Annotated in this window: 9 protein-coding genes; 5 read left to right on the top strand and 4 right to left on the bottom strand. The window is 63.7% G+C overall.

The features are described from left to right. Nucleotides 1–11 precede the first annotated feature (11 nt). Nucleotides 12–1,112, top strand: a complete 1,101-nt coding sequence (locus B9Z01_RS14475; RefSeq protein ID WP_085484105.1) for an MraY family glycosyltransferase — start codon at nucleotides 12–14, stop codon at nucleotides 1,110–1,112. A gap of 164 nt (nucleotides 1,113–1,276) precedes the next feature. Here the strand turns inward: B9Z01_RS14475 and B9Z01_RS14470 are convergent, their stop codons facing one another. The 4 genes from B9Z01_RS14470 to B9Z01_RS14455 all read right to left on the bottom strand — a co-directional run bounded on the left by B9Z01_RS14470 (nucleotide 1,277) and on the right by B9Z01_RS14455 (nucleotide 5,818). After that, on the bottom strand, nucleotides 1,277–1,717 hold the full coding sequence (locus B9Z01_RS14470; RefSeq protein WP_085484103.1) for a DUF4279 domain-containing protein: 441 nt from the start codon (nucleotides 1,715–1,717) through the stop codon (nucleotides 1,277–1,279). Nucleotides 1,718–1,897: 180 nt separating this feature from the next. Then, nucleotides 1,898–3,778: a polysaccharide biosynthesis protein gene (locus B9Z01_RS14465; RefSeq protein WP_085484101.1), complete on the bottom strand. Its 1,881-nt coding sequence runs from the start codon at nucleotides 3,776–3,778 to the stop codon at nucleotides 1,898–1,900. Nucleotides 3,779–3,789: 11 nt separating this feature from the next. Beyond that, nucleotides 3,790–4,821, bottom strand: coding sequence for an MraY family glycosyltransferase (locus B9Z01_RS14460; protein ID WP_085484099.1), 1,032 nt, complete (start codon nucleotides 4,819–4,821; stop codon nucleotides 3,790–3,792). Between the two features lie 37 nt (nucleotides 4,822–4,858). Beyond that, nucleotides 4,859–5,818: a UDP-glucose 4-epimerase family protein gene (locus tag B9Z01_RS14455; RefSeq protein ID WP_085484097.1), complete on the bottom strand. Its 960-nt coding sequence runs from the start codon at nucleotides 5,816–5,818 to the stop codon at nucleotides 4,859–4,861. Nucleotides 5,819–6,469: 651 nt separating this feature from the next. Between B9Z01_RS14455 and B9Z01_RS14450 the strand changes: the two genes are divergently transcribed. From B9Z01_RS14450 to B9Z01_RS14435, 4 genes are all read left to right on the top strand, one after another. Next, a complete protein-coding gene (locus tag B9Z01_RS14450) occupies nucleotides 6,470–7,441 on the top strand; it encodes a glycosyltransferase (protein WP_085484095.1) in 972 nt (323 codons plus the stop codon). Beyond that, a complete protein-coding gene (locus B9Z01_RS14445; RefSeq protein ID WP_085484093.1) occupies nucleotides 7,438–9,621 on the top strand; it encodes a glycosyltransferase family 2 protein in 2,184 nt (727 codons plus the stop codon). Before B9Z01_RS14450 ends, B9Z01_RS14445 begins: the two co-directional genes overlap by 4 nt. Next, nucleotides 9,614–13,021 (top strand): glycosyltransferase family 4 protein, encoded by a 3,408-nt coding sequence (locus B9Z01_RS14440; protein WP_244196019.1) that lies wholly within the window; start codon nucleotides 9,614–9,616, stop codon nucleotides 13,019–13,021. Before B9Z01_RS14445 ends, B9Z01_RS14440 begins: the two co-directional genes overlap by 8 nt. A 71-nt stretch (nucleotides 13,022–13,092) precedes the next feature. Then, entirely contained in the window at nucleotides 13,093–14,136 is a 1,044-nt protein-coding gene (locus tag B9Z01_RS14435; RefSeq protein ID WP_244196018.1) for a glycosyltransferase family 4 protein, read from the top strand. Nucleotides 14,137–14,177: the final 41 nt, after the last annotated feature.

Genomic DNA, 14,177 nt, shown 5'->3' with positions numbered 1-14,177 from the left:
GGCCCACTTTCATGCTCAGTTTCGCGCTCGGCTTCCTCGTTTCCCTGCTGATCACGCTGTTGATCGTGCGCTATGCGCATCTGCATGAAAAACTCTCGACCGATACCGATCTGTCAGGCGTGCAGAAATTCCACGTGCGCCCTGTGCCGCGCATCGGGGGGACCGGCATTCTGCTTGGGCTGATCGTCTCGGCGGTGCAACTGCATCGCGCGTATCCGGCCGTCTCGGGCGGTATTCTCGGGCTGACCGCGTGCGGGATGCCGGCCTTCGGCTCGGGCCTCGTCGAAGACCTGACCAAACGCGTGTCGCCGCTCGCGCGGCTCGTGTGCACGATGGCGGCGGCCGCGCTCGCGTTTTTCCTGCTCGGCATCGCGGTCACGCGCATCAGCGTGCCGCCGCTCGACTTCCTGCTCTCGTATGCGGCAATCTCGTTCGTGGTCACGGTGCTCGCGGTTGCGGCGCTCGCCAACGCGATCAACATCATCGACGGCTTCAACGGCCTCGCCTCGATGGTCGCGCTCATGATGTTCGCGTCGCTCGCGTACGTCGCGTTCGAGGTGTCCGATCCGGTCGTGCTGTCCGCGTCGTTCATGATGATGGGCGCGGTGCTCGGCTTCTTCATCTGGAACTTCCCGGCGGGGCTGATTTTTCTCGGCGACGGCGGCGCGTACTTCATCGGCTTCATGCTCGCCGAACTGTCGATCCTGCTCGTGATGCGCAATCGCGACGTGTCCGCGTGGTATCCGGTGCTGCTCTTCATGTACCCGATCTTCGAGACCTGCTTCTCGATCTACCGCAAGAAGTTCATTCGCGGCATCTCTCCGGGCATTCCCGACGGCGTGCATCTACATATGCTGGTCTACAAGCGGCTCATGCGCTGGGCCGTCGGCGCGCGCACCGCGCGCGAGCTGACGCGGCGCAATTCGTTGACTTCGCCGTATCTCTGGCTGCTGTGCCTGATCGCCGTCGTGCCCGCCACGCTGTTCTGGCGGCACACGTTGCATCTGTTCTGTTTCGTCGTGGTGTTCGCGGCAACGTATGTGTGGCTTTACGTGAGCATCGTGCGGTTCAAGTCGCCGCGGTGGATGGTGGTGAGGAAGACGAAACATTGAGCGTGACGGGCGGCGCTCGGTTTGCACGCCCGGGACGGTGCTGGAACTGTCCGCGTACCAAACAATCGGTTTTCAATCATCGCAAAAGGGGTCGTCATGCGGTTGAAAACCCGTGCTGCCGCGCTCGTCAAGCGGCTTTCCCGTTCTTGCGTGCAACGGCTGCACTATCGGTACTCGTCGATCTCGACCGTGCCGCCCATCGCTTCCATCATCGCGCGGATATCGTCGGGCACATCGGGCACGCGGTCCCCTGCCTCGTTCATCCAGTAGCACCACAGCGCCACCTTGGCTCCTTGCATTGCCGCCAGATCGCGCAAATCCGCACGCGGCAAGCCAAGATGGCTCTTGAGATATTGCAAATGGGGCGCCAGATGATCGCTGTGGATTGCAGACCTGCTTTCGATAGCCCACAGGCCGAGCTTGCCGGGGTGCGGGCTCAGCTTGCCAGACGGCAATTGAAAAGGTCGGCCCTTGATGATTTCCCGATCGGGCTGTACGCCAAAATACGAGGTCCAAAATTCCGGGGAGACGGAGTCACCCGAGATGATGACCGTCGCATGTGCGAGCGCATGAGTCGTGCTAGTGAATTTCTCGTCAGGGCGCATAGTTGTGCCGGCGATTTACCTGAAGTCGCTGCCTGAGTTGGCAGCGATCAAATAATTACTGCGCGACAGGCGGTACGTACATGGGCGACGGCCCAAAATCTCCACGGCTTTCGAAGCAATAAAAAAAGCGCCTGAGGCGCTTTTTTTATTGCTTCCCGCTCGTCACCGCCAATACGCGCCCTACGACACCCGCGTCGCCGGCGGCACGCTGCGCAGCAACGCAGTCGTCGCCGGCTGATACTCCGGCACCCAGCGGCGCAGATCGCGCCGCACTTCGTCATCGGACGGCACGCGATGCTGCATGAGCCACGGCAGCAGATTGTCGATCAGGCTGTCCGGCACTTCGCGCGCCTGGGCGATGCGCAGCTTCGGATGCGGTGTGCGCGTGGTCGTTTCGTCGTCCGCGAGCAGTTCCTCGTAGAGCTTTTCGCCGGGCCGCAGGCCTGTGAACACGACCCGGATCTGCTCCTCGGTAAAGCCGTAGAGGCGGATCAGGTCGTGCGCGAGATCGGCGATGCGCACCGGCTTGCCCATGTCGAGAATGAAGATCTCGCCGCCGCGCCCCATGCTCGACGCCTGCAGCACCAGTTGCGATGCTTCCGGAATCGTCATGAAGAAGCGCGTGATCTCCGGATGCGTGACCGTCACCGGACCGCCGCGCGCAATCTGCTCCTGGAACTTCGGAATCACGCTGCCGGCACTGCCGAGCACATTACCGAAGCGCACGGTTTCGAACTGCGTGCGCCGCCTGCCCTGCTGCTGTAGCGCCGAGCACGCCATCTCGGCGAGACGCTTGCTCGCGCCCATCACGTTGGTCGGATTGACGGCCTTGTCGGTCGAGATCAGCACGAAATGCGCGACGTCGTGGCGAATCGCCGCGCGCGCGACGCGATACGTGCCGAGCACGTTGTTACGCACCGCCTGCCACGTGTTGACCTCTTCCATGAGCGGCACGTGCTTGTAAGCGGCCGCATGAAACACGATGTGCGGACAGTAGCGCGCCAACACCTGATCGAGCAGCAGCGAGTCCTTCACGTCGCCGATGATCGGCACCACCGACACTTCCGGATACTTGTCGCGCAGCTCTTCGTTCAAGCGATAGATCGAGAACTCGGAGATATCGAACGCGACCAGTTGCACCGGGCCGAAGCGCAGGATCTGCCGGCACAGCTCCGAGCCGATCGAGCCGCCCGCGCCCGTCACCATGACGACGCGGTTTTTCAGCAGCTCCTCGACATGTTCAGTATCGATCGCGACCGGGTCGCGGCCGAGCAGGTCTTCGAGGTCGATCTGGCGCACGCGCGAGAGGAACGCCTGGCCTTGCGTGAGCTGCGTGAGCGCGGGCAGCGTCATTGCCCGCACGCCCGCGCGCACGCACAGCGTCGCGATGCGCCGGTGCGCTTCGACCGAGGCCGACGGCACCGCGATGATGACGTGCTCGACCTTGAGGTCGGCGCTGATTTTCTGCAGATCGCTGATTGCGCCAAGCACGCGGTAGCCGTAGATTTCACGGCCCTGCTTGACCGGATCGTCGTCGAGCAGGCCCACGAGGCGCCATTCGCCCGAGCGCTTGAGTTCGCGCACGAGGTTCGCGCCCGCATTGCCCGCGCCGAGCACGAGCACCGGCTTGCCCTGCCCGACCAGACCGCCGTAGCGATAGAACTCCTTGGCCGCGCGATAGAGCGCACGAGAGCCGCCCATCGCGAGAAACAGCAGCATCGGCGAGACGATCAGCACCGAACGCGGCACGACCGGCGCGGGCTGCAGCAGCGCCGAGCCGATCATGACGACGAGCGCGCCGACGCCGATCGCCTTCGCGATCCGCACGAGATCGGGCAGGCTCGCGAACACCCACATGCCGCGATAGAGCCCGTAGCTGCGAAACATCACCGCGTAGATCAGCAGCACCCATACGAGCGCATGCAGTCCGCTCGACCAGAACGGCGCAGGCACCGGACCGTTGAACCGGATCACATAGGCGAGCAGCCAGGCCAAGGCCACCGCGCACAGGTCGAACGCAAACGCACTGAACGAAAGCCATCGGGCTTTGAATGTTTTCATTGCGTAGAACCTCAGATTTGCCCGGAACGGGACACATGGCGCCGCCAGCGGCAATCAATGCACAACCCCGCGACGACAAGCACGGCGGCCCATGCGGCGACAGCTAGCCATTGATACAGCAGATCGAACTGTAATGCCCAAATAGCAAGCATTATGCCCGCCGCCATGAACAAATACCAAATCCAGGCGGTGACGGCGTGACCTGAACCCGACTGCACCAGTCTTTGATAGTAGTGTTCGCGGTGCGCCTGCCAAAATTTTTCGCCACGCAGCAGACGCTTAAGAAGCGTTACCGATGCATCGCCGATGAACGGCGCAAAGCACAGCGCCGGAAACCACACCGGCCACACGCCCTCGCGCCAGCCCCAGTAGCCGAGCGCGCCGGCCAGAAAACCGAGCGGGATCGAGCCGGCGTCGCCGAGAAAGATACGCGCGGGGTGGAAGTTGAACAGCAGGAAGCCCGCCGCCGCGCCCGCCACGATGACGCTCGCCGACGCGAGCGCGGCGTCCGGATGCGCCGACACGGACGCCGCCACCGCATAGCCGCCGAAGCCGAACAGGGCCATGCCGCCCGCGAGGCCGTCCGAGCCGTCCATGAAGTTGTACAGATTGACCAGCCACACGAGTAAAACCGCCATGCACGCGAGCGCCCACCACGGCACGTCGGCCGGATAGAGCGCGACGAGCGCCGCCACCGCCGCCGCGTGGCCGCCGAAGCGCACCCGCGCAGGCAAGCCGCGGCGATCGTCGATCTGCGAGAGCGCGGCGAGCAGCGCTGCGGCCAGCGCGGGCAGCCACAGCGCCGGTGCCGCGAGGGCGATCAGCACCACCGCGACGGGCACGATGCCCCAGCCGCCGACACGCGGCGTCGGCCGTGTGTGCAGCGAGCGGTCGTTGGGGATGTCGGTGGCAAGGCGCCATGCGAGGCCGCTTCGGAGCAGCGCCCACAGGATCGCGGCGCACGCGCCCAGCGCGGCGGCGCCCCACGGCAGCAGGGGGAGCAGAGAGGCGAAGAAAGAGGCGGTGTGTGAAGCGATCGGCATCGATAGGAAATGAATTCGGCGCGGACTCAGCGCAAGTTCAATGCGTGGAGCGATACCACGCGGCGGTCTCGAGCAGCCCATGCTCGACCGTGTGCGGCGGATACCAGTTGAGACGTTCGCGGATATGCGAACTATCGAGGCGCAACTCGCCAATCAACCGGTCGATCTGCGCCGAGCGTCCCGTGAGGCGCCCCGCGAGACGCAGCACGCCGGCCGGCACCGGCACGAGGCGCACGGGCGCATGCAGTTGCGTCGCCAGCGCCCGCGCGAGCTCGGGCACGCTCAGGTCGCGGCCGTCGGTAACATGAAAGGTTTCGCCGGCCGCGCGCGGATCGGTCGCGCAATGCACGAGCGCGTCCGCGAGGTTGTCGACGAACACGAGGCTGCGGCGCGCCGCAATCGCGCCGAGCGGCAGCGGAATGCCTCTCGCGATCGCGTTCATCAGTTGCAGGAAGTTCGCGCGCACGCCCGGCCCGTAGACGAGCGGCGGCCGCACGATCACGATCTCGAGCCCCGATGCGCGGCCGTAGTCGAGCAACGCGCGCTCGGCTTCCAGTTTCGAGATGCCGTACGGATCGGAAGGCGCGGGCTCGTCCGTTTCACTGATGGGCCGGCCGAGGCTGCGCTCCCCCACCGCCTTGATGCTGCTCACGAACACGAAGCGGCGCGCGCCCGCGCGACGCGCGGCGGCCGCGACGCGCAACGCGCCCTCGACGTTGGTCGCGCGGTAGGCCGCGAGCGGATCGGTCTCCGTCTCATGCATCAGATGCACGCGCGCGGCGAGATGGATGACGGCGTCGCAATTGAACCCGACCGGCCAGCGCTGGTCGATGCCTTCGAAGTCTTTCGTGTCGAGCAGCCATTCGCGCACGCCGTCCGCGGCCGTCTGCGCGCGGCGCACAGCACCGACCACGCGGTCTCCGCGTTGCAGCAACGCACGCGAAACCGCTTTGCCGACGAAGCCGTTGGCGCCGGTGACGAGAACCTGCAGGCTCATCGGCGCACTCCCGCACCACCTCGCTCCAGCCGCGCGCGCATCCGGGCGCCGTCAAGGCTGGACCCTCCGGGATACGGCAGGAAAGGCGGATGAGACACGATACAATCTGGCATCGGCGGTGCTTTCTCAGAAGTCTGGCTGGGAACGTATTGTATGCGGGCGGCGCCCCCCGCGGCCCGCTACTCGTAAGGGTTAGGCGCTAAAATGGGCCCGCGGCCGCAACGCCGCAAGCCGTACCGAACGCGCGGCAGAAGCCTTGGGCCGTGATAATAAAACGGACGTGTGCCTGTTGGCGCACCGTTCGTACACTTCGTAACAACTCAAACATATTCGCGCATGTGGAATTCGTGGTATCGATCCGACGTGCTCGACGACAGCACAATCGGGCCTGCTGCTAGGCCGCCTGAACGGGCAACCGCCCGCACGCCGGCGAGCCAGCGCCTGATTGCCGCGAATGAGCGCGGCACGCATCCACATGAATGCATCGAAACCCGCCGGCCGTGCAGCGCCCGGGCGCCGCGTGGATCGCCGGCACGCGCCGCATATGCCGCTTGCGCCGTCTAGGCGCCGGGCGGCCGAAACCATCGAGATGCGAAGCACGACGTGCTGGTCTGGAGAAAAGAACATGTTTGAGCCAATAGAGCCTCGCCTATGAAAGTGCTGTTCGCCACGTACCCCATGGCCTTCCATACCCCCGGAGGCGGAGAGATCCAGTTGCTGGCGTATCACAAGCATCTGCCTGCGCATGGTGTGGACATCACGTTGTTCGACCCATGGAATCCGCGGTTTCTCGAACATGACGTGGTTCATTTCTTTTCGTGCGTCGGCGGCTCGGTGCACTTCTGCAACTTCGTCAAGCAGCTAGGCTTGCCGCTCGTGGTGTCGTCGAGCCTCTGGGTGACGGAGGAGACCAAACATCTCTATCCGATCGGCGAGATCCATCATCAGTTTTCACTCGCGGACCGGGTCGTCGCGAATTCGGAGATCGAGTGCGATACGCTTGCGCGCATCTTCGACCTGCCCCGCGAAAAATTCGCCAGCGTGCTCAATGGCGTCGAGCAGAGCTTCTACGAGCCGGTCGCGCCGGAGCTGTTCCGCCGCGAATTCGGCATCGAGAGCCGCTTCATCCTGAACGTAGGCAACATCGAGCCGCGCAAGAACCAGCTCGCGCTCATCAGGGCGATGAAGTCGTTCCCCGAACTGAAGCTCGTGCTGATCGGCCATCAGCGCGATCCTGAATATGCGAAGGCGTGCTTCGCCGAGGGCGGCGACCAGGTCATCTACGCGGGCACACTCGCTCACGACTCGCCCGTGTTGCGCTCGGCCTACGCGGCCTGCGAAGCATTCGTGCTGCCGAGCACGCTCGAAACCCCCGGACTCGCCGCGCTCGAAGCGCATGCGGCGGGCGCGCGCATCGCGGTGACGAAAGTTGGCTCTACCGAAGAATACTTCGCACAGCATGTCGCCTACCTCGATCCGTCCGACGTCGACAGCATTGCCCAGTCGATTCGTGCGGCGCTCGCGCAACCGCGCGGCGGCGCGACCGGCACGGCGCGCGACCTGACATGGCAGGCCGTCCTGTCACCCCTGAAAGATCTCTACGATTCCCTGCTGACAAAATGAAGAACCTCGTGAAGAACTTCGAACTTCGCCCTCTGAATAACGTCGACGCTTCCTCGAATCCCGAGTTTGCGTGGAAGGCGACCAACAGCGACCCGCAGTTTGAACTGACGGGATGGGAAGCGCTATCAGGGCGCGCCGCGCGTATTTCGTTCGACCTCGCCAAAGAAGACATGCCGGCTTCTCCATGCATGATCTATTTCGATGTGGGTGCGGGCATGTCGGAACACGCGACGATCAACCTCGTGGTCGACGCAAACGGCAAAGTGGATCAGGTCGTGGCGTTTCCGCCGCTGGTGGGGCCGTTGCGCCTCGACCCGATCGCGCGCGCGGGACTGTTCTCGGTGAAGAACTTCAAGGCCGAACTGGTTGCCGACGCCGACTGCCCGGAGGAATTGCTCGAGCGCGCGCGCCGCATGGCGTCTTGGCGTGGCGGCGCACAACCCGCGCCGACCCCGAGCGCGGGCCACACGTATCAGGAATGGATCGAGCGGCACGAACCGCCCGCGGCGCGCTACCCTGAATTGCGTGCGCGCTCAAAAACGTGGGCGCTGCAACCGCTCATCAGCATCGTCATGCCGACGTACAACACGCCGGCGAAATGGCTGCGCATGGCGATCGATTCGGTCATCGATCAGGTCTACGAAAACTGGGAATTCTGTATCGCGGACGACTGCTCCACCGACCCGGAGGTGAAGGCGGTGCTCGACAGCTACGTCGCGAAGGACCCGCGCATCAAGGTGGCGTACCGCGCCACGAACGGCCATATCAGCGCCTCGAGCAACACAGCCCTCGAACTGGCCGTGGGTGAATTCGTCGGCCTGCTCGATCACGACGACGAATTGCATCCGCTCGCGCTCTACTACGTCGCGGAATTGATCAATGCGCATCCGGACGCGGCGGTGATCTATAGCGACGAAGACAAAGTTTCGATCGACGGCGACCGCTCCGACCCGTACTTCAAGTGCGACTTCAACTACGATCTGTTCTTGAGCCAGAACATGATTTCGCATTTCGGCGTGTACCGGACTTCGCTCATGAAAGAGGTTGGTGGTTTCAGAACCGGCTTCGAGGGCTCGCAGGACTACGACCTCGCGTTGCGCGTAATCGACCGGGCCGGTCACCACACGGTGCATCACGTGCCTCGCGCGCTCTACCACTGGCGCATGATTCCCGAAAGCACGGCAGCGGGCCACGAAGCCAAACCGTATGCGCATATCGCGGCCATGCGCGCGCTCGACGAACACCTCGCGCGCAACAACATCAACGCACATACCGAACACGCGCCGGGCACGGATGCCTTCAACAAGGTCGTGTACGACCTGCCGGAGGTGCTGCCGTCCGTCGAAATCATCATTCCGACGCGCGACTCCGCAGGTCTCGTCGAGCAATGCGTGGAATCGGTGCGTCAGAAATCGAGCTACCCGAACTTCCGCATCACGATCATCGACAACGGCTCGGTGAAGCAGGAAACGCATGATCTGTTCGCGCGCCTGCAGCAAGACGAGCGCATCAAGGTCGTGCGCGACGATTCGCCGTTCAACTACTCTGCGCTGAACAATCGCGTTGCGCTCGCCAGCACGGCGGATTTCGTCTGCCTGATGAACAACGACATCGAAGTGATCAACGCCGACTGGCTCGAGGAAATGGTGGCAGTGGCGCTGCAGGCGAACGTGGGCGCCGTCGGCGCGAAGCTGCTGTACCCCGACGACACGATCCAGCATGGCGGTGTGGTGCTCGGGGTTGGCGGCATCGCGAGTCACGCGCACAAGCATTTCCCGAACACGATGCCGGGCTACTTCGCGCGCGCACGCCTGCGCAACGCGATGAGCGCGGTGACCGCCGCGTGCATGCTGATCCGCCAGTCGATCTACAAGGAGGTCGGCGGGCTCGACGAACAGTTACACGTCGCCTACAACGACATCGATTTCTGCCTGCGTGTGCGGCAGGCGGGCTACCGCAATGTGTGGACGCCCTACGCCGAGCTTTATCATCATGAATCGGCAACGCGCGGCGCCGAAGACACACCCGAAAAAATCAGCCGCTTTAACCAGGAATCCGAGTTGGTCAGACAGCGCTGGGGGCATCTGTTGATGAACGATCCTTACTACTCGCCCAATCTGACACTGACTGCCGACGACTTTTCCTTTGCATGGCCTTCAAGGATTGCAGATCTTGATTAATCTGGGACCCAAAAAAAATAAGACCGGGTGGCTGGCGGAATACCGCCATCCTTCGCCGGGAGACCTGTTCTGCCTGCCGAGCGCGATCTATTTTCTGATGAAGTTCAGAGCCGATCTCGCGCGCTTCAATTCCAAAGCGCTCGACGACCGGGTCACACTCTACTTCTGGTGGGAAATGTCGGCGCGCGAGACGTATCCCGACTTCAACTGGGTGCTGCGTCAGGAAGATCTCGAGTATCTGCGTCAACTCGATAACGACACGCTGATCGAGCGCCATCCGGACGCCGTCATGTACTGGCTCGGCTCGACGAAGCCGAGCGTGCTCGATACCCGGCACCTGAGCGAGACGCTGCTCGAACCACAAACCGTGCTCGCGGAAGCCGGCCTGCAATTGCCGAAGCTCCTGACGATGATCGTGCGCAATCGCGGCGATCTCGCCCAGGCATTCGACCTGGGCACGCTGACCGGCTATCTGAACTGCCTCGACTGGTGGGACGCGCACGGCCAGAGCGCCTGCTCGCGAGTGACGTGGCGGCCGCCCGTTGCGTGGCCCAAACTGCTGGAGCCGATCGACGACGCCGGCTCCGGTGCGATGCCCTTTCCGCGCTTTCTCGCGCTCATCACGACCGAGCGGCCCGATCTGCGCAGCGCGTTCGATCTGAACAGCTTCACCTCGCGGCTAGCCTGCCTGAGCTGGTGGGAAGATCACGGCCAGCGCGAATATCCGCACATCAAGTGGCTGCAACCGCCGATCGGCGGCGCCATGCTCGAACCCGAAGAGCCGCCCGTCGACGGCGGCCCTTACGTGCCGCGCTTCCTTGCCGAGATCTTCAAGGAACGCCCGGACCTGCAGGCGAACTTCGATCTGCAGTCCTTCGGCGGGCGGCTCAGTTGCCTGTCGTGGTGGACCGAACACGGCCAGCACCAGTACCGCGCGGTCAGATGGGTGCCGCCTGCCACGCCCGCGCAGCTGCTCGAGCCGGAGTGGGGCACGCACCCCGACTGGCTGCCGGTGCCGCGCTTCCTGCGGCTGCTGCACAGCGAACGGCAGGATCTGCAGGCGCTTTGCTCGCTCGACAGTTTCACCGGGCGCCTGAAGTGCCTGTCGTGGTGGGCCGAGCACGGGCAGCATCAATATTCGGTCATTCACTGGGCCATCCCGCCGCTGCCCGACGACCTGTTCAGAATGGAAGCCGGCGAGCAAGGCGCGCTGCCGCTGCTGCCGCGCTTTCTGCTGCTGATCTGGAACGAGCGGACCGACCTGCAGGCATCGTTCAATCTGAACAGCTTCGGCGAGCGGCTCGGCTTCATTTCGTGGTGGGAGATGGACGGGAGCGACGAGTATTACGCGATCAAATGGTCGCCCACTCGCGTCACCGAAGAACTCACGAGAGTCGACGACGACCAGCCTGCCGTCGACGGCGGCCTTTGCTTGCCGCGCTTCCTTTTCGAGATCTACAGGGAGCGGCCGGACCTGCAGGCGACCTTCGATCTGCAGTCCTTCGGCGGACGGCTCAGTTGCCTGTCGTGGTGGATCGAATACGGCCCGCACCAGTACCGCGCGATCAGATGGGTGCCGCCTATCACGCCCGCGCTGCTGTTCGAGCCGGAGTGGGGCACGCACCCCGACTGGCTGCCGGTGCCGCGCTTCCTGCGGCTGCTGCACGGCGAGCGCCAGGATCTGCAGGCGCTTTGCTCGCTCGACAGTTTCACCGGGCGCCTGAAGTGCCTGTCGTGGTGGGCCGAGCACGGGCATCAGCAGTATTCGGTCATTCACTGGGCCATCCCGCCGCTGCCCGACGACCTGTTCAGAATGGAAGCCGGCGAGCAAGGCGCACTGCCGCTGCTGCCGCGCTTTCTGCTGCTGATCTGGAACGAGCGGCCCGAGCTTCAGGCATCGTTCAATCTGAACAGCTTCAGTGAGCGGCTCGGTTTTATTTCGTGGTGGGACAAGAACGGGCACGACGAGTATTACGCGATCAAATGGTCGCCCACCCACCTCGCCGAAGAGCTGGCGAGAATAGACGACGAGCAGCCCGCCGACGATACGTTGCTGCCGCGCTTTCTCACGATGATCGCGAACGACCGCCCCGACCTGCGCCAGGCGTTCGACATGGGCACCGTGCAAGGCCGCGATCAGCTCGTGCAGTGGTGGAACGAATGGGCGCCGACCGAATATCCGCTGGTCGGCTCGCTAACGGTGCACTGGGCCGACAGCGCCGAAACTGCCGATGACGACGAGCGCGAGCCGGCCCGCTATCACGCGCGCGTCGAAGGTACCGGCTACGATTTCGGCGTAAACATCATCGGCTTTCCGCAAGGCGTGCTCGGCCTCGGCGAGGATGCGCGCATGGCCGCGCGCGTGCTGCAACTGTCGTCCACGCCGGTCACGCTGCTCAACGCGCCGATGGCGGGCCCGGCGCGGCTCGAACACTCGGTCGATCATCTCATCAGCGAAGAACTCAAGTACAACATCAGCCTGATCTGCCTGCCCGCGCCGGAGATGGTGCGTCTCGCGCTGGAAGGCGGCCGCAAACTGATCGACGCGCCGACCCACAAGATCGGCGCATGGCCGTGGGAGCTGCCCCACTGGCCGAGCGCATTCGGCAACGTGCATCAGATGGTCGATGAAATCTGGGCGCAGAGCCGCTTCGTGCAGAGCGTCTACAGCCGGCTCGGCAACACGCCGGTGTATCACATGCCGATGGCGGTCGAGGTACCCGCGCCGTTGGAACCGAAGCGCGAACGGTTCGGATTGCCGCCGAACGAGTTCCTGTTCTACCTGATGTTCGACGGCAACTCGTGGCTAAGCCGCAAGAATCCGCTCGCCGGCGTGCAGGCGTTCAAGCAGGCGTTCGGCAACGAGTCGCCGGGCGTCGGGCTCGTCATCAAGGCAATGAACGTGCGCGACGACGACCCCGTCTGGCGCGCTGTCCTCGACCTGACCGCGGGCGACAGCCGCATTCACATCGTCTCCGAACGTCTGAGCCGGCAGGATTCGACCGACTTCATGGCCTGCTGTGACGCCTACATTTCGCTGCATCGCAGCGAAGGCTTCGGCCGCGTGATCGCCGAGGCCATGGCGCTCGGGCAACCGGTCGTCGTCACGAACTTCTCGGGCAACGTCGACTTCTGCGAGCCCGATACCGCCTTTCTCGTGGACGGTGAACTCGTCCCGCTGCGCCCCGGCGACTATCTGTTCGCCGAAGGCCAGTACTGGTGCGATCCGGATGTCTCGATCGCGGCCGAACAGCTCAAACGCATGATCGACGATGTGCCGCTACGTGAGCGCATCGCACAGGCAGGCAAGGCGCGCGTCGAGCGCGACTACTCAGTTGAGGCAGTCGCACGCGCCTATGCTCGACGGTTGACCGACATTGCGGAGGCAAAGGCAAAATGACGCTTCGGGTGTGTGCTCCAGACATTTTCTCGGGCGATGCAGTGGGCAATCACTGCATCGGATTCGTTCGAATGGCTGACCGTCTCGGCATTGCGACCGAGATGTATGCAAGCGGTTTCGATGAGGGAACACAGGGAGTCCGCCCGCTTGAAGCGTTATTTGAAGAAGTCACTCCGGAAGACGTTGTCATCCTGAGCTACTCGATCTTCGATCCGTATCTCGAACGGATTCTCGCGCTCGACTGCAAGAAGATCGGCTACTTCCACGGCGTGACCGATCCGAAGCTACTCGTCGCGCTCGAACCGCGCACGGCGCAGCTGTGCGAGCAGGCGCTCGCGCAACTGCCGCTGCTCGCGGGCTTCGATGTGGTGGTCGCGAATTCGCGAAGCACTGCGGAAAGCCTCTCCGGCGTGCTGGATGTGGGCGCGATCAAGGTCGTCCCGCCAATCTTTCCGGACATGTACGTATTCCGGCGCGAGCCGCCGCACAAAGGCCGCAAACGGCACGAGCCGAATATGCTGATGGTTGGCCGCGTGGTGCCGCACAAGCGCATTGAAGACGGAATCAGCATTCTCGCGCAGTTGAAACAGCGCGAATTCATCGCGACGCTGAGTATCGTCGGCAGTACGCCGAACTACGATTATCTGAAGTTCCTGATCAATCACGCGCGCGGCCTGGGCGTACTCGAGCAGGTCGACTTCAAGGGCATGCTCGACGATTCCGATCTGTTCGAGTGCTACGAGTCCACCAATGGGCTACTCGCCATGAGCCGCCACGAAGGATTCTGCGTGCCCGTGCTCGAGGCCATGCATTTCGGCAAGCCTGTGTTCGTTCGCGGCGGCACGGCCGCTCAGGAGATTTGTCCGCCGGACTGTGTGTTCGACTCCAATGCCGAACTCGCGACATGGATACCGCCCCTGATGCGGTGTCTTGGTCAATCCGCCGGTCGCTGCCGGACCGACGAGGCTTATGTGAAACACGCCGACAGCGTGCTGCAACGCGCCAACGACGACGTCTGGCGGAACATCTTTATCGGCATCGGCGCGGCGAGTGCGATCCCGCATTCGCTCGCAAGGCCGGCTACCGCGGGCGGTGTTCGCGCCGCGAAGAGATAATCGGCGACGGCGCGTATCGGCCCGCGCGATCAGGCCGATAC

This window comes from Paraburkholderia susongensis, assembly GCF_900177725.1.
In the GTDB taxonomy this organism is placed as follows: domain Bacteria; phylum Pseudomonadota; class Gammaproteobacteria; order Burkholderiales; family Burkholderiaceae; genus Paraburkholderia; species Paraburkholderia susongensis.
Note: the sequence above shows the minus strand (reverse complement) of the source record. Positions and strands in the feature narration are given on the sequence as shown.